The sequence below is a fragment of the Duganella sp. SG902 genome (assembly GCF_013376005.1).
GTDB lineage: Bacteria > Pseudomonadota > Gammaproteobacteria > Burkholderiales > Burkholderiaceae_D > Rugamonas.
The window spans coordinates 426,227-442,794 of the sequence record NZ_JABMJK010000003.1; the positions used below are offsets into that span (position 1 = coordinate 426,227).

The 16,568-nt window shown below is 63.2% G+C and carries 15 protein-coding genes; 7 read left to right on the forward strand and 8 right to left on the reverse strand.

Annotated features, from left to right (window positions below):
• Positions 1–3: 3 nt before the first annotated feature.
• The 5 genes from FHW83_RS31310 to FHW83_RS08595 form a co-directional block, all read right to left on the reverse strand.
• On the reverse strand, positions 4–1,599 hold the full coding sequence (locus tag FHW83_RS31310; protein ID WP_176645924.1) for a methyl-accepting chemotaxis protein: 1,596 nt from the start codon (positions 1,597–1,599) through the stop codon (positions 4–6).
• A 92-nt stretch (positions 1,600–1,691) separates the two neighbouring features.
• Positions 1,692–2,156, reverse strand: a complete 465-nt coding sequence (locus FHW83_RS08580) for a DUF2269 domain-containing protein (RefSeq protein ID WP_176645925.1) — start codon at positions 2,154–2,156, stop codon at positions 1,692–1,694.
• A complete protein-coding gene (locus tag FHW83_RS08585) occupies positions 2,156–3,421 on the reverse strand; it encodes an SDR family oxidoreductase (RefSeq protein WP_176645926.1) in 1,266 nt (421 codons plus the stop codon). The genes FHW83_RS08580 and FHW83_RS08585 overlap by 1 nt, the downstream gene beginning before the upstream one ends.
• 53 nt (positions 3,422–3,474) lie before the next feature.
• Complete coding sequence (locus FHW83_RS08590; protein WP_176645927.1) at positions 3,475–4,002, reverse strand: GbsR/MarR family transcriptional regulator; 528 nt, start codon at positions 4,000–4,002, stop codon at positions 3,475–3,477.
• 32 nt (positions 4,003–4,034) lie between these two features.
• A complete protein-coding gene (locus tag FHW83_RS08595) occupies positions 4,035–5,507 on the reverse strand; it encodes a DNA mismatch repair protein MutS (RefSeq protein ID WP_176645928.1) in 1,473 nt (490 codons plus the stop codon).
• 171 nt (positions 5,508–5,678) lie between these two features.
• Here FHW83_RS08595 and FHW83_RS08600 point away from each other — a divergent pair, with 171 nt between their 5' ends.
• Genes FHW83_RS08600 through FHW83_RS08630 form a run of 7 tightly spaced genes read left to right on the forward strand, consistent with a single transcriptional unit; the run spans position 5,679 to position 13,233 of the window.
• Positions 5,679–6,947 carry an efflux RND transporter periplasmic adaptor subunit gene (locus tag FHW83_RS08600; RefSeq protein WP_176645929.1) on the forward strand — a complete coding sequence of 423 codons (1,269 nt, stop codon included), beginning with the start codon at positions 5,679–5,681 and terminating at the stop codon, positions 6,945–6,947.
• A gap of 19 nt (positions 6,948–6,966) precedes the next feature.
• Positions 6,967–7,674 (forward strand): ABC transporter ATP-binding protein, encoded by a 708-nt coding sequence (locus tag FHW83_RS08605; protein WP_176645930.1) that lies wholly within the window; start codon positions 6,967–6,969, stop codon positions 7,672–7,674.
• A gap of 15 nt (positions 7,675–7,689) precedes the next feature.
• A complete protein-coding gene (locus tag FHW83_RS08610; protein WP_176645931.1) occupies positions 7,690–9,006 on the forward strand; it encodes an ABC transporter permease in 1,317 nt (438 codons plus the stop codon).
• A 12-nt stretch (positions 9,007–9,018) separates the two neighbouring features.
• Positions 9,019–10,254: an ABC transporter permease gene (locus tag FHW83_RS08615; protein WP_176645932.1), complete on the forward strand. Its 1,236-nt coding sequence runs from the start codon at positions 9,019–9,021 to the stop codon at positions 10,252–10,254.
• 27 nt (positions 10,255–10,281) lie between these two features.
• The gene (locus tag FHW83_RS08620; RefSeq protein ID WP_176645933.1) at positions 10,282–11,628 is read left to right on the forward strand and encodes a sigma-54 dependent transcriptional regulator; all 1,347 of its coding nucleotides are present in this window, start codon (positions 10,282–10,284) and stop codon (positions 11,626–11,628) included.
• A complete protein-coding gene (locus FHW83_RS08625; RefSeq protein WP_176646082.1) occupies positions 11,628–13,043 on the forward strand; it encodes a PAS domain-containing sensor histidine kinase in 1,416 nt (471 codons plus the stop codon). The genes FHW83_RS08620 and FHW83_RS08625 overlap by 1 nt, the downstream gene beginning before the upstream one ends.
• Positions 13,044–13,083: 40 nt before the next feature.
• Positions 13,084–13,233: a hypothetical protein gene (locus FHW83_RS08630; RefSeq protein ID WP_229224084.1), complete on the forward strand. Its 150-nt coding sequence runs from the start codon at positions 13,084–13,086 to the stop codon at positions 13,231–13,233.
• 95 nt (positions 13,234–13,328) lie between these two features.
• On the opposite strand, the gene FHW83_RS08635 is transcribed toward FHW83_RS08630, so the two are convergent.
• The 3 genes from FHW83_RS08635 to FHW83_RS08645 all read right to left on the reverse strand — a co-directional run bounded on the left by FHW83_RS08635 (position 13,329) and on the right by FHW83_RS08645 (position 16,315).
• Positions 13,329–14,489 (reverse strand): IS30 family transposase, encoded by a 1,161-nt coding sequence (locus FHW83_RS08635; protein WP_176645934.1) that lies wholly within the window; start codon positions 14,487–14,489, stop codon positions 13,329–13,331.
• Between the two features lie 98 nt (positions 14,490–14,587).
• Entirely contained in the window at positions 14,588–15,508 is a 921-nt protein-coding gene (locus FHW83_RS08640; protein WP_176645935.1) for a hypothetical protein, read from the reverse strand.
• Positions 15,509–15,586: 78 nt separating this feature from the next.
• Complete coding sequence (locus FHW83_RS08645) at positions 15,587–16,315, reverse strand: trypsin-like peptidase domain-containing protein (protein ID WP_176645936.1); 729 nt, start codon at positions 16,313–16,315, stop codon at positions 15,587–15,589.
• Positions 16,316–16,568: the final 253 nt, after the last annotated feature.

Here is a 16,568-nt window from a genome sequence, read left to right on the forward strand (position 1 = left end):
GCCCTAGCGCAGTGCCAGGCGGCCCGCCATACGGCCGCCGCCCGCCGCGTCGCCGATCTTGAACACGCTGACGGTCTGCTGCAGTTGGCCGGCCTGATCCTGCAGCGACTGCGTGGCGGCGGCCGCTTCCTCCACCAGCGCGGCATTCTGCTGCGTCACCTGGTCCATCTGCGCCACCGCCTGATTGACCTGATCGATGCCCTCGCTCTGCTCGCGGCTGGCGACGGCGATTTCGCCGACGATCTGCGTCACCTGATGCACATCGCCCACCAGCGTGGTCATGGTGGTGCCGGCCTGCTCGACCAGATTGGTGCCCAGCTGGATCTTCTGCACCGAATCATCGATCAGCACCTTGATTTCCTTGGCCGCCGCGGCCGAGCGCTGCGCCAGGTTGCGCACCTCGGTCGCCACCACCGCGAAGCCACGGCCCTGCTCACCGGCGCGCGCCGCCTCCACCGCCGCGTTCAGCGCCAGGATGTTGGTCTGGAACGCGATGCCGTCGATCACGCCGGTGATATCGACAATCTTGCGCGAGGCGTCGTTGATGTCATTCATGGTGGAGACCACCTGCTGCATTACCTCGCCGCCTTGCGCGGCCGTGGCCGAGGCGCCCTCCACCAGCTTGCGCGCATGCTGGGCGTTTTCCGAATTCTGCTTGACGGTGCTGGTCAGCTCCTCGATCGAGGCGGCGGTTTCCTCCAGCGAACTGGCCTGGGTTTCCGTGCGCGAGGACAGCTCCATATTCCCGGCCGCCAGTTCCTGCGAGCCGGTGTTGATCACATCCGCGCCCTGGCGCACGCGCGACACGGTGGACAGCAGATCGCCCTGCATGCGCTGGATCGCCTTCAGCAAGCGCTGGATTTCGTTGTCGCCGGAAGCCTCGATGTGCGCGGTCAGGTCGCCGCTGGCAACGCGGTCCAGTTGCTCGACCGCGCCGGCCAGCGGCAGCAGCACGGTGGATCGCAGCATCAGGTGCGCGCCAAACACCAGGGCCAGCGCGATCAGCAGGCCCAGCGCGACCAGCCACATGACCACCGTGTACTCGCTGGCGCGCTTGGCGGCCAGGTCGCTGATCTGCTCATCGCCCAGCTTCTGGAACTTTTCCAGCAGCGTGGAGAAGGCGGCGCCGGTCGGGGTCAGCTCGGCGGAATTGATGGCGGAGTAGGCGGCGGTATCATCCTTGGCCAGCGCGGCGGAGGCGCGTTCCAGCACCACGGACAGCTTGCGGCCGGCGTCCACCAGATCCTTCTTGAGCTGGGCGTCCTGCCCTGGGTAGTTGGGTGTCTTGTCAAACTTGTCGAGGAAGTCCAGCGTGCGCAGGTAGGATTTCTGGGCGCTGGCCAGCGCCGAGTCACGCTCGGCCTTGTTGTCGGCCTCTTTCAGCGCCGCATAGCCGCGCGTCATGGCCGAGCGGGTGCGCGTGGTGTCCTTGTAGGCGTCGTTGATGATGATGATCTGCGAAGCGATCTGATGCACTTCCGCAATCGAGCGGTTCGACTGCTGCAACGCGAAAATTCCGAGCCCGGCGCCGACCAGCAGCATCCCCGCAAACAACACCAGCACGCCCAGCAGGCTTGTCTTCACAGTTATATTTTTCACGCGTGATCTCCCGTCGCATTTAACAATTGCCCTTTAGTAATTATACGCTAATAAACTACATGCAAAATGTAGCTTAATCGGGCCGGCATGCCTTACGCAGGCTTATGCACCATCAGCCAGTACACCACCAGCAACGCGCCAAATGCCGGGAAGCCGAGCCCCGTCCATATCTTTTCATACTGCCAGTAGCGCGAGGGCAGCGCCGCTCCCTGGGCAGCGGCCAGCGCCGCCATGTCACGCATGCGCAGCTGCAGCCACACCACCGGCAGCCAGCACGCACCTGCCAGCAAGTACAGCGCGATCGACCAGACGATCCAGCGCGAGCCGAGCGGAAACCCAGCAAGATGCATCATCCAAAGACCAGACAACGGTTGAATAATGATGGCCGGCGTGGTGAACCACCAGTCCGCGCGCGCCACCAGCCGGGTCACCACGGCGATGGCCGGCACGTTGCCGCTACGGTTAGCGAAAAACATGTAGAAAGCCGTACCGAAGCCGGTTCCGAACATAAAGGTGGCTGACAGAATATGCAGCCATTTGATCGCCATATAGTCCATTATTTACTCGCCCTCCACATCAGGAACATCAACGCCAGCAAGGGCAGGTTCTTACTCAGCGGGCCGAACGGATGGAGCCAGAAGAACGGCAGGCAGACGCTCATCACCAGCGTGTAGCCACCCACCAGCGCCAGCTGCGCCGCCCACAGCCAGCGGCGCGGACGCAACAACAGCAGCGCGCCGATTGCGGCGTCGGTCAGGCTGGCCGCCAGCAGCACGGCTTCCCGCGCGGCGGCCGGCACGCCGCAAGCCGCCAGCCACGCGCGGCTTTCCTCGTGCGGCCAACCGAACCAGGACACGGCCGCGGTCCACAGCCACATGAAGGCTATCATGATGGTGATCAGCGGCGCGGCCCAATCCCACACGGCGGCGAACCGTTGCGCCGGGCGGGCGAAATGCGCCGGATCGCGCGGCGGCCGGCCTAACAGCGCGGTGGCGGGGCCGGCGTCGGCGGTGTTGCCACCATCCGCGCTTTGCTCCAACATCAGCAGCGACTCCGGCGTCAACGCGCTGGAGGGCATCAACGCGGCCACGCGCGCCACCAGGCGGGCCAGCGGCAGCGGCAAATCCAGCACCAGCCCCGGCGGCGCCCGCATGCCTTGCCGCAGGTCGCCCAGATAGCCCGCCATGGTGGTGGCGCGCGGCCCCACCACCGCCAGCTCGCGCGGGCCGGCGGCGACCGCCGTCACCAGCTTGACGATCACAGCGGCCAGGTCTTCGACGTGGATGGGCTGTACCTTGGCGCCATGCGCCATCGGCATCATCAGCGCGGGCAACGTGGCCAGCATGCGGAACATGACGCTGCTGGCGCCCTCCTCGCCATATACCAGCGACGGCCGGATGATGGTCGACTCCAGGCCGCGCGCCAGCAGATCCGCTTCCGCCGCGCCCTTGCTGCGCCAATAGCCGGTGGCGGCGTCCGGATGGCTGCCCAGCGCGGACACCTGCACCACGCGCCGCACGCCCGCGCGCTCGCACGCCGCGAAAACGGCCACCGGCGCCGCGCGGTGCAGCCGGTCGAAATCACCGGGCTGTTGTTCGCGGATGATGCCGACGCAGTTGACCACCGCGTCCACGCCCGCCAGCAACGGCAGCCAGTCCGCCTCCGTGGTCATGCGGCCAAACTCGGCCTCGCGCCAGTCCTGCGGCCGCTCGCCGGCCGGCCGCCGGCGGCTCAATCCAATCACTTCACAACCAGCCGCGCGCAAGGCCCGCAGCGCATGGCTGCCGATTAATCCAGTGGCGCCAAGTATCAATACTTTCATACCGCCTCCCATCTGTTATTTCTGTAATGACAGAAATATTTACCGAAATTTTTTTAATCGCTGCCGAGCAAACGCGCCACTTTGCCGCCCATTTTCAGGAAGCGCTGCATGGTCGCCGGCGGCAGGTGCTTGTAGTCGTCATAGGTGGCCGTGAGCATTTCGAGGAAGTCCAGCACTTGCTCCATCTTCAGCCTGGTGGCCTGTTCCAGTTGCGGATCGTGTTCCGCCTCCACCGCGCAGGCGCGCAGCACCGTCAGGGTGGGATCGATCTCGCGCTTCTTGCGCTCCTCCACAATGACGCGGAAGATTTCCCACACGTCCTGCAGGGCGACGAAGTGATCGCGGCGGTCGCCGGCGACGTGCGTCACGCGCACCAATCCCCAACTCTGCAGCTCTTTCAGGCTGTTGCTGACATTGGAACGCGCCACGTTCAGGGTCTCGACGATGTCTTCGGCGTGCAGCGGTTGATTGGCCAGGAACAGCAGCGCGTGGATCTGCGCCACCGTGCGATTCACCCCCCACCGCGCGCCCATTTCACCCCAGTGGAGAATGTATTTCTGGATGGTCGGGGTCATCTTCATGGGCTTCTCTTATTTCTGTCAACACAGAAATATTAGGCCGCATTCCCCGCAAAGTCAATCATGGTTTGCGGATGGGCCATGTAATCGCCGAGCCAGGCGTGGACCCGGTTGGCCTTGGCGATGATGGCTGGCGCGAAGCCGCGTTCGCCGAGCAGGCGGATGCCGTTGGTATCCTGCAGCAGGCCGGGCGCCAGCCGCCACGCATCGCCGTCGCGGCGCACGCACCACGGTTGCAGGCAGTCGGACAGCAGCGACGCCAGCACCAGATGGTGCGACGCCACCATCACCCGCCCCTGCTGCGCCAACGTGTGCAGCACCGCGGCGGCGGCCGACACGGACTCCAGGTAATTCGTGCCGCGGAAGATCTCGTCGATGATGAACACCGCCGGCCGTCGCGCGGCCAATGCCAGCAGCTCCTGGCCGCGCCGCAGTTCGGCCATGTAGAAGCTTTCGCCGGCGCCCAGCGCATCCTCGTTCTGCATGCTGGAGTAGACCGGCAGCAGCGCCGTCACCGCACGCGCGGCGTAACAAAAGCCGAACGCGCGCGCGGTGATCAGGTTCAGGCCCACGGTGCGCAGCAAGGTGCTTTTGCCGACGCCGTTCTGGCCCGAGATGAACACGCCCTGCTCCGCCATGCCGAACGACAGCGCCGCAGCGTCGTCCAGCAGCGGATGGACGACCTGCGTCAAGGCCACCGCGTCGCCACGCTCCGCCCAGCAGTAAGCCTGCTGCCGCGACAGATGGCGCGCCAAGGCCAGGTCGGCGTCCAACACCGCCACCCGCGCAAAGCTGTCGCGCAGGAAGCCGATATTTTCGTTCACCACCTCACGGCTGCGGTAGTAGTGGCGCACGTTGAGCAACCATAGCCAGTCAGCGTAGTCGCTCACGCCCGGCATCCGCGAGGCCAACGAGCGGCTGATGCGGCGATTCAGCTTGCCCGCCTGCGCGCTATCGTCCCACGCCAGCAGCGTATGCGCGCGCAGCATCAACTGCATGGAATGGAGAATGCGGCCCCACTCCTGCACCGCGTTGTGATGCTGCGCCTGCACCGCGCACAGCACCAGACACAACGCCAGCGCCACGCCCCACAACGGCAGCCATCCGGTCGCCAGCGCCAAGCCAGCCGACAGCAGGAACAGCACCGGCAGCCACGCCAGCAGCGGCAGCCAGCGCGGCGAGGATGGCTGCGGCGGACCAAACACGGTCTCGCTGATCTCGCGGTCGGCGCCGCGCAAGTCCCTGGTGGCCGCTTCCAGTTGCCGGCGGCGCGCGTCGTCCGCCATCAGCGCCCGGACGCGGGCGGCGGACGCGGACACGTCGTCCTCGGCGTGCAATCTGCGATGCAGTTCCTGCTGGCCGAAGATGCTGGTCTCGCGCGCCAGCTCGGCGCTGTAGGCGGGCAACAGCAAGTCGTCCCAGGTTTGCTGATCCATCACGCTGTCCGGTTGGGACAAGATACGGCGGTACATGGCCACGTCGCTGGCGACAAAAGGGTAATCGTTCATGCGGCGGTAGATGCGTGTGGTTGCCAGTTTTTCAAGTCCGGGCGGACAGCGCGGACAAGGCGGACGCCAGTCGGACAGCGGACAACGCTATCCCAGTCCATAAAAATCAAACACTTAGCGAGTGGCACGCTTTCTGCATAACGTTGTCCATCCACTCACAACAGAGCCATCATGATTCGCGACACTTCCAATCAAGACGCCGTCATCGCCCCGCCGAAAGGCCGGGCCGCCAAGCGTCGCATCCTCATCGCCGCCGGCGCCGTGGCGCTGGTCGCCATCGGCTGGTCGTTGCTGCACACCTGGCGCGGCAGCGACCATTCCGTCAACGCCTCGCGCCTGCGCATCGCCGAAGTCGGGCGCGGCACGCTGGTCCGCGACGCCGCCGTCAACGGCCGCGTGGTGGCCGCCGTCAGCCCGACGCTGTACGCGCCGTCGCTGGCCACCGTCACCCTGAAAGTCCACGCCGGCGACACGGTCAAGAAAGGCGACATCCTGGCCGTGCTGGAATCGCCCGACCTGTCCGATGCGCTCAAGCGCGAACAGGCGGCCTACGCGCAGATCGAGGCCGACGTGGCGCGCCAGCGCATCCTGGCGCGCAAACAGAAACTGCTGGCCCAGCGCGACGCCGACACCGCCGAAATCGACCAGGTCTCGGCCCAGCGCACGCTGGAGCGCTACGACGCCGTCGCCAACGAAGGCGCGGTGGCCAAGATCGAATACCAGCGCGCCAAGGACGCGGTGAATTCCGCCGTGATCCGCGCCAAGCACGCCAAGGAAGCCTCGGCGCTGGAAAACGACAACGTGGCGCTGGAGCTGGAGTCCAAGATCAAGCAGCTGGACCAGCAGCGCAGCACCCTGTCCAACGCCCAGCGCCGCGTCGACGAGCTGACCGTGCGCGCGCCGGTCGATGGCTTCATCGGCACGCTGTCGGTGGCCGACCGCAGCGTGGTGCCGGCCAACACGCCGCTCATGACGCTGGTCGACCTGTCGCGCCTCGAGGTGGAGCTGGAGGTGCCGGAGACCTACGTCTCCGACATCGGCCTGGGCATGAACGCGGAGGTCAACTACGGCACCGGCACCACCACCGGCAAGCTGTCCGCGCTGTCGCCGGAGGTGGTGAAGAACCAGGTGCTGGCGCGGGTGCGCTTCAACGGCGAGCAGCCGGCCGGCCTGCGCCAGAACCAGCGCGTCACCGCGCGCCTGCTGATCGATGAAAAGCCCAACACCCTGATGGTGCAGCGCGGCCCGTTCGTGGAATCGGAAGGCGGCCGTTACGCCTACGTGGTGCGCGACGGCATCGCCATCCGCACCCCGATCAAGCTGGGCGCCACCAGCGTCTCCGCCGTGGAAATCCTCGGCGGCCTGAAACAAGGCGACAAGATCGTGGTCGCCGGCACCGAAACCTTTGAGAACGCCGAACGCGTCTCGATCAACCAATAACTTTCTGAAGAGGCCCTCCATGCTGCGCATGAAAAACCTGAGCAAAGTCTATCGTACCCACATGATCGAGACCCACGCGCTGCGCGGTTTCGAGATCGACGTCAAGCAAGGCGAATTCGTCACCGTGACCGGCCCGTCCGGATCCGGCAAGACCAGCTTCCTCAACATCGCCGGCCTGCTGGAGGAGTTCACCGACGGCGAGTACATCCTGGACGGCATCAACGTCAAGGGCATGGACGACAACGCCCGCTCGCGCCTGCGCAATGAAAAGCTGGGCTTCATCTTCCAGGGCTTCAACCTGATTCCCGACCTGTCGCTGTTCGACAACGTCGACGTGCCGCTGCGCTATCGCGGCTTCAACGCGGCCGAGCGCAAGGAACGCATCGAGGACGCGCTGGCGAAGGTCGGCCTGGCTTCGCGCATGAAGCACTACCCGGCCGAGCTGTCGGGCGGCCAGCAGCAGCGCGTGGCGATCGCGCGCGCGCTGGCCGGTTCGCCCAAGCTGCTGCTGGCCGACGAACCGACCGGCAACCTCGACACCCAGATGGCGCGCGGCGTGATGGAGCTGCTGGAAGAGATCAACGCCCAGGGCACCACCATCCTGATGGTGACCCACGACCCTGAACTGGCTGTTCGCACCCAGCGCAATGTGCACATCATCGACGGCCAGGTGTCGGACCTGGTGCGCAAGGCGCCGTCGCTGAGCACCGTCAGCCACGTCGCTTAAGCCAAGGAGCGCAGCATGTTCCAATACTACTTCCTGCTGGGCGTGCGCAGCCTGCGCCGCAACCCGGCGCTGACCGCGCTGATGGTGCTGACGCTGGCCGTCGGCGTGGCGGCCAGCATCGCCACCCTGACCATCCTGCACGTGATGTCGGGCGACCCGATCCCGCACAAGAGCGACCGCCTGTTCGTGCCGCTGGTGGACAACGGCCTGCCCGACAACTACAAGCCCGGCGACAAGCCGGACGACAATCAGCTGAGCTACCGCGACGCCACCAATATCCTTAACAGCAAGGCCGGCGAGCGCCGCACCGTCATCTTCGGCATCGGGGTCGCCATCGAGCCGGAACGCAAGGATATCGGCGCGTTCAACGTGCGCGGCATCGCGCCGACCGCGGACTTCTTCAATATGTTCGAAACGCCCTTCCTGCACGGGCAGGGCTGGACGCCGGCCGAGGACAAGAACGCCGCCGACGTCGTGGTCCTGAGCCGCGCGCTGTCGGAAAAACTGTACGGCGACGCCGACCCGGTCGGCAAGCGCATGACGCTGGGCGGCCACCAGTACCAGATCGTCGGCGTGCTGAATACGTGGAACGTGGTGCCACGTTTCCACCGCATCATCGGCAGCAACGATGGCGCCTTCGGCGAGGAGGATGAACTGTTCGTTCCCTTCGCCAGCGCCATCCGCCACGAATTCCCGCGCAACGGCAGCACCAGCTGCTACGAAGACATCGCGCCCGGCTTCCAGGCCTTCCTCGATTCCGAGTGCACCTGGATCCAGGCGTGGATCGAAACCCGAGGCGCCTCGGACCGCGCCGAGCTGCAAAGCTTCCTCGACTCCTACGCCACCGAGCAGCGCAAGCTGGGCCGCCTGAAACGCAACGCCCCCAACATGCTGTACGACGTGCGCGAATGGCTGGACTACATGAAGGTGGTCGGCAACGACAACAAGCTGTCGGCGTGGCTGGCGTTCGGCTTCCTCGTCTTGTGCCTGGTGAACACCATCGGCCTGCTGCTGGCCAAGTTTTCGGTGCGGGCGGCGGAAGTCGGCATCCGCCGCGCGCTGGGCGCCTCGCGCCGCGAGATCTTCGCGCAGTTCCTGATCGAGACCACGGTGGTCGGTTTGGTCGGCGGCGTGCTTGGCCTGCTGCTGGCCTTCGGCGCGCTGGCGCTGATCGCCATGCAATCGAAGGCGCTGACGCTGGTGGCGCACATGGACTGGGTGATGCTGCTGACCACCTTCGCGCTGGCCGTGCTGTCCGCCGTCCTGGCCGGCCTGCTGCCAACCTGGCGCGCCTGCCAGGTAACGCCGGCCCTGCAACTCAAATCCCAATAAGCGAGCGCCATCATGGAAATCCGTCCTATCCTTTCCGCGCTGCTGCGCAATAAGACCGGCCCGGTGCTGGTGGCGATCCAGGTCGCGCTCAGCCTCGGCATCCTCGCCAACGCGCTGCACATCGTGCAGGTGCGGCAGGCCGTGTCGGCCCGTCCGTCCGGGCTGGAACGCGAGGAAGACATCTTCGTGCTGACCGTGCGCCACCTGAAGCAAGGCGGCCACGAAGAGCAGCTGGCCACGCAGCGCCGGGACACCGCCGCGCTGCGCGCCGTGCCGGGCGTGTTGTCGGTCGCCGAGACCAGCCAGATGCCGCTGTCGCGCTCCGGCAACTACACCGGCCTCGCGGTCGACCGCAAACAAACCCGCACCACCGCGCAATCGACCAGCTACCACACCGCCGATTCGCTGGTGAAGACCTGGGGCCTGAAGCTGGTCGAAGGCCGCGACTTCTATCCGAACGAGGTGCCGGAGATCGACACCACCACCAGCGACGACTTCCCAAAAGTGGGCATCGTCAGCCGCTCGCTGGCCGAGAAGATGTGGCCGGGCCAGAGCAGCTACGTCGGCAAGACGGTGTACTTCGGCACCGGCGACAAGTCGCGCAGCGTGCAGGTGGTGGGCGTGGTGGATCGCCTGCAGACGCCGGGCGCGCAGATCGGCGACACCGGCGAGTATTCGATCATCACGCCGACCCGCCTGACCGGCATCGCCGTCACGCACTACACCATGCGCGCCGAGCCGGGGCAGCTGGACCGGGTGATGAAGGAGACGGCGGAAACCATCCGCACCGCCTCGCCGACGCCGGTGGTCACGCGCGCGCGCAGCGTGAGCGAGATGCGCGCCGAACGCTATCGCGCCGACAACGCGCTGGCGTGGATGCTGGTGACGGTGAGCGTGCTGCTGTTGCTGATTACCGCCAGCGGCATCGTCGGCATGGCCAGCCTGTGGGTCACACAGCGCCGCAAGCAGATCGGCGTGCGCCGCGCGCTCGGTGCGCGCCGCATCGACATCCTGCGCTACTTCATCACCGAGAACTTCATGATCACCAGTGCCGGCGTGGCGGCCGGCCTGCTGATCGCGCTGGGCCTGAACCAGATGCTGGTCAGCCAGCTGGAGATGCCGCGCCTGCCGGCCGGCTACCTTCTGGGCGGCGCCGCCATCTTCTGGGCGCTGGGCTTGAGCGCGGTGTACGGTCCGGCGTGGCGCGCGGCCAGCATTTCGCCAGCCACCGCCACGCGCAGCGCCTGAGTGGAGCGACAATGTTATGCTTACGGCATGCCTACCGTATTAATCATTGACGATAACGCCGCCGTCGCCGTGGCCCTCGAAGTGCTGTTCTCGCTGCACGATATCGCGGCGCTGCGCGCGGCCTCGCCCGAAGCCGGCCTGGCCATGCTGGAACAGCACAGCGTGGACCTGGTCATCCAGGACATGAACTTCACTGCCGACACCACCTCGGGCGAGGAAGGCACGGCGCTGTTCAACGCCATCCGCGACCGCTATCCGGACCTGCCGGTGATCCTGCTGACGGCGTGGACGCACCTGAACGCGGCGGTGGACCTGATCAAGGCCGGCGCCGCCGACTACCTGGCCAAGCCATGGGACGATCACAAGCTGATCGCCACCGTCAACAACTTGATCGAACTGGGGCAGGCCAAACGCGCCTTGCAGCAGCGCGTGCAGGGCGAGTTGCGCCAGCGCCGCGAACTGGAACGCGGCCACGATTTGCGCGGCATGGTATTCCAGGACCCGGCCACGGAGCGCGTGATCCACCTGGCCTGCCAGGTGGCGCGCGCCGACGTGCCGGTGCTGATTTCCGGCCCCAACGGCACCGGCAAGGAACGGATCGCGGAAATCATCCAGGCCAATTCCTCGGTGCGCAACGGGCCGTTCGTGGTACTCAACTGCGGCGCGATTCCGTCCGAGCTGATCGAGGCGGAGTTATTTGGCGCGGAGGCCGGCGCCTACACCGGCGCCTCCAAGGCGCGCGAGGGCAAGTTCGAGGCGGCCGATGGCGGCACGCTGTTCCTCGATGAAATCGGCAACCTGCCGCTGGCCGGGCAGATGAAATTATTGCGCGTGCTGGAGACCGGGCGCTTCGAGCGGCTGGGTTCCAATCGCGAGCGGCAGGTGAAGGTGCGCGTGGTCAGCGCCACCAACGCGGACCTGCAGGCCATGATCCGGGCCGGCACCTTCCGCGAGGATTTGTTCTACCGCCTGAACGTGATCGAACTGCGCCTGCCGCCGCTGGCGGCAAGGCCAATGGACATCCTGCCGCTGGCCATGCACTTCCTCGGGCCGGACAAGCAACTGCATCCGGATGCGCAGGCGGCGCTGCTGGCGCACCAGTGGCCCGGCAATGTGCGCGAGTTGAAGAACGTGATGATGCGCGCGGGCCTGCTGGCCAGCGGCGACGTCATCCGGGTGGCAGATCTCGGCCTGCCGGCGGCGGCGGGCGGCGGCAACGCCGGCGACGAAGCCAGCCGCGAGCCGGACCGCGACGCCATCAGCATGGCGCTGAGCCGCGCCGGCGGCGTGGTGGCGCAAGCGGCGGCGGAACTCGGCCTGTCGCGCCAGGCGCTCTACCGCCGCATGGAGCGGCTCGGCATCGTCCGTCCGTGATGGACGCGCAGGACGACGCCTCCGGCGATCGCGCCGCGCCACCGCCAGGCGGCACCCGCCGGCGCCAGAGCGCGCCGTTGGGCCCCGAGGCGCGGCGGCCGCGCGGATTGCGGCTCTCGCTGCTCACGCGCTGGACGGCGCTGGTCGGCACGCTGCTCACGGTCGGCATCCTGATCGCGCTCGCGGCCGATCACTTCTTCCCCCACAATCCGGGCCTGGTGCTGGCCATCTGCCTGCTGTGCGTGGTGCCGATCTCCATCATCACCATCCGCGCCGAGCTGGAACGCATGCTGTCGCTGTTCCGCGCCCTCACCGGCACCGTCACCAGCTACAAGGACGGCGACTTTTCCTTCAGCCTGCACTGGCCGCAAAACGATGAACTGAGCGACCTTGTCACCGCCCACAACGCCCTCGGCGACGTGCTGCGCCAGCAACGCCTCGACCTCGTGCAACGCGAACTGCTGCTCGACACCATGGTGCAAAACACCCCAGTCGCCATGCTGCTGGTGAGCGAGTCCGGCCCCATCGTCTACGCCAACGTGGCCGCGCGCCAGTTGCTCAACCAGGGCCGCAAGCTGGAAGGCCATAAACTCGACGAAGTGCTGAGCAGCGCCTCGCCGGCCCTGCTGGAAGCGCTGGCGCGCGGCGGCGACGGCCTGTTCACCACCAAGGACGGCGAGGAGGAAGACGTCTACCACCTGGCGCGCCGCAGCTTCAACCTGAACGGCCGCAAGCACGAACTGCTGCTGCTGCGCCAACTGACCATGGAACTGCGCCGGCAGGAAGTGCAAACGTGGAAGAAGGTCATTCGCGTCATCAGCCATGAACTCAACAACTCACTGGCGCCACTGACCTCGCTGGCGCACTCCGGCGCGGAGCTGGTGCGGCGCGGCCAGACCGAGCGCCTGCCGCAGATCCTCGCCACCATCGAGGAGCGCACGCGCCATCTGGAAAGCTTCATCCTCGGCTACGCGCAATTCGCCAAGCTGCCGGCGCCGCGCCTCGAGGCCCAGCATTGGCAACCCTTCCTGACCCAGTTGGGCGAGCAGGTGGTGTTCCAGCAGATCGGCGAGGCGCCGGCCGAACCGTGCGCCTTCGATCCGGCCCAGCTGGAGCAAGCGCTATTGAACCTGCTGAAGAACGCCCACGAATCCGGCTCGCCGCCCGAGCAAGTCAGCCTGGAAGTGCGCCGCCTGCACGAAGGTGTGCGCATCGACGTGCAGGATCGGGGCCCCGGCATGAGCGACACCGTGCTGACCAACGCGCTGGTGCCGTTCTACTCCACCAAGCGCAGCGGCACCGGCCTCGGTCTGGCGCTGGCGCGCGAGATCGCCGAAGCCCACGGCGGCCGCATCACCCTCACCAACCGCGACGGCGGCGGCCTGACCGTGACCATGATCTTGCCGCTGGCCTGATAAACCAACGGGATGTCCAAGTCCTCATCCCCCGCCGTCCGTGTCGACCAGCCCGGCCACCATCACCGAATTCCAGGGCGTGCGCAGCCTGCATCTCGCCACCTCGTGGGCGCAGGGCGCGATGCGCGTCGCCAAGCCGGACAACATCGAGCTCGAATACGTGCAAAGGGTGATTACTTGGTCAATTTGACACGCAGGCAGGAAGCGGCTCCCCCACCCAGCGAAGGACCACCAACTCGCCATCAGCTGTTCTTATTTAGCGATAGACGGCAATCGCCTGCGTATTCAATCGGTCAATGCAACACATCGTTCAAATCGTTGTGCTGGTGTTTCGTAGTCTAACGTCTTTCTTGACCTACTGTTCAGTCGATTCGCCACTGCGTCGAGCTGGCCTTGTGAATAGCCTGACAGATCCAGCCCCTTGGGGAAATACTGCCGAAGCAAGCCGTTAGTGTTTTCATTGGAACCGCGCTGCCAAGGGTTTTGTGGATCGCAGAAGTAGACTTGGATATCGGTCGCCAACTTAAATCGCTTGTGATCGGCGAGCTCTTTACCCCTGTCCCACGTCAGCGATTTGTAGAGTTCCTGCGGCAGTTTGATGGCGTGCTGAATCAGTGCATCCACGACAGTTTGCGTGTCTTTACCCGCCACCTTGACCAACATAACGTAGCGCGTCTGGCGCTCGACGAGCGTGGCGATTTGACTGTTGTGACTGCCGAACAGCAGATCGCCTTCCCAATGCCCTGGGACCGCGCGATCCGCTGCCGACGCGGGGCGCTCGCTAATCGAAATGGCATCCTTGATCCTGCCGTGGTTATCGGTCTTCTGCGTGTGATGACGGGAGCGGCGCATAACACGTGTCCGGCGCAGATGCTCAAGAAGCTCCTTCTTCAGCGCGCCACGGGCCTGGATGTAAAGGCTGCGATAAATCGTTTCGTGCGACACGTGATCCCCCTGCGAACTCGGGAACATATGCCTGAGCCATCCAGCAACCTGCTCAGGCGACCAATCGAGCTTGAGCTTGTCGGCGACCAGTTCGGCCAGTCGCGGGCTCTCGACCAGCTTACAAGGTTTGGGGCGACGCGCCTGATCCCAAGCATGCTGATCGGCCTGTACGGCGCGATAGGCCGAACGTCCGCCATTGCGGTTGATTTCCCTGCTGACCGTCGATGGCGCGCGTCGCAGGCGCCGCGCAAGTGCGCGCACGGATTCACCTGTGATGACCGAGCGCGATATCTCTTCGCGTTCAGTTAGTGTAAGTACCCTTGCAGACCGGCAGCGTTGTGCTGGACGTATGCCGCCTGTCTGCGCAAGAATAGGCTGGATCGACGAATGGTTTCGATCGAACAATCGCGCAATCGTCTGAAGGGAATCGCCTTGTTTCCAACGATCCCACATCAGTGCCTTCTGGCTTTCAGTGTAATAGATCCGAGGTCTCTGTTTCATGATCAACACTCCTCATGCTTATGCATTTAGGTTAGAGTGTTGCGACCACCGATTGAATCCGCACCCCGAAGCCGCCGTTCGCGTGGGAGCATTGCACATCAAATTTTAGCTACAGATTCATCAATCGCGGCAATCGAAGCTTTAACATATGGATTATCACTCGCACGCACTTCTGTAGCAAAAACCGGCAATGACTCAAGCAGAGAGCGAGAAAGTGAGAAGCTCTTCGACATGCCTTTATCGTTTTCAAGAATAATAAAATCAGCAGCTCGAAGGACCATACATATTTGGTGAACGGAATCAATATAACCATTTAGATTCGACGTAACACTAGGGGCCTTTTGTTTAGAAGCTTCTAGCATTGCACTTGCGACGATGTTAGAAATAAATATGAAGTAGCTAGGTCGTTTATTTTCATCAATACCCGAATAAGCATTTAATGCATAAGAAATAATATCTGCCTCATAGGTGCTGCGGCGCAAAATAATTCGCAACATCTCATTATCTGTCCGCTGCCCTGCTGGAGCTGCTGGGACATTAACTATAGATGATTTTATCCCTAAGCCCATGGTTGCCTGCGCTTCTGACATCTTAGTAACTACGCCTTGGATACTACTAAGCTGCCCTTGTGAAGCAAGGATCCCTCTGTCTAATGCCTCGATTTTATCGGTAATAGTATCAACCCGAACCAGGTGGGTTTTAAATTCCGAACTGTATTCCGACAAATCCCCTGCAACGTCCTTCAAATTTTCTAATTCCCGAGCCAATATCCCAGACATGGCCTGTTGGGAATCCCCTTGAACGAAGCTATAAATGATAGCAACTACAGCTAAAATAATTGATGATATCGTCCCGGCAAAAGAAATATAATTCAAGACACTTTGCGAATCAGCGAACTCGATGGACACATGAAATATCCAGTATTCCACCATCAACAATATACAAATCAAAAACAGCCACTCTCTACGGCTAAACCTATTCTTCTTATTATTAGCAAAGCTTTCAGAAACAGAATCCATCAAATCACTCTTTCATAAAAACTAACAATGACAATGGCGGCTTATGGCCGATTGGCGACAGCTTGCCGGTCAGATTGTTTATAGGTCACGCGACTCTTCACTCACTGATCGGTTCAGGATTTTAGGCACCCAATCGGCGAAAGCATCAGCACGAGTTGCATACGCGACTTCGATACCACTAGCTTGTGAGGCACCAATGTAGATTCCGAGAATATCCCAAGTTGCTCCCCCAACCGACTTCTTCTTAATTACTGGACCGCCCGAGCATCCGTCGCCGGCGATATCGCTAATCTCGTAGAACGCGACACCACGGTAAACTGACATAGGTAGACTGCGACTAATGCGCCTGCGGATGTACCCATGTGTATAAACCAGATCAGGGTTATCCAGTCCGTCTTCCTCATACTTACTTGAAAGTTCAGCTATGGCAATCGGATAACCCCAGCAGTCATAGGTACAACTTTGATTCTCTGAGGTATGCGAAATCACCAGCCATGACGGATGTGGAATTGAAGCTAGCCGTAAGATGCCAACATCCTCAGTCGGGTGTTTCTCTGATTCCAGAATTCGAATAGGCACCCATACACCAGCAGCACTAACAGCGCCGACTGCAGCGCCGCCTCCATCGTCAGCAATCTGATCGATTACGTGAGCGGCCGTTATAGCAAATCCGCGTTTCCCGATACTAAAGGTGGTCCCCGTTATTGTTCGATATTCGAACTCGTTGTCTTTCCAAGCACCGAGGAATATCGGACAAACAACATCACTGATTTTTGGACTATGAACGGTCATAAGATCTAATTTCATTAGTAAGCGGCGAGAAGCGACCGCTGAGGTGATAGTGGCTCTGGGACGTACTGTCCCAATCTTGGAATCCGCATAACGCAATACCGGCAAGTTCGAACACCTGCTTCTGGCCGTTCTCGGCCTGTGTCCATGAGGATAGCATTTTGTTTATGTGGAAAATACGCGAAACCTCACGTCCAAGGGCTATGTCGGTTTTATGGGTACGGAGCAAGCGGGAGGTGCCTCGCGTCGTCAACTTGGTGAAAAAGAAGGC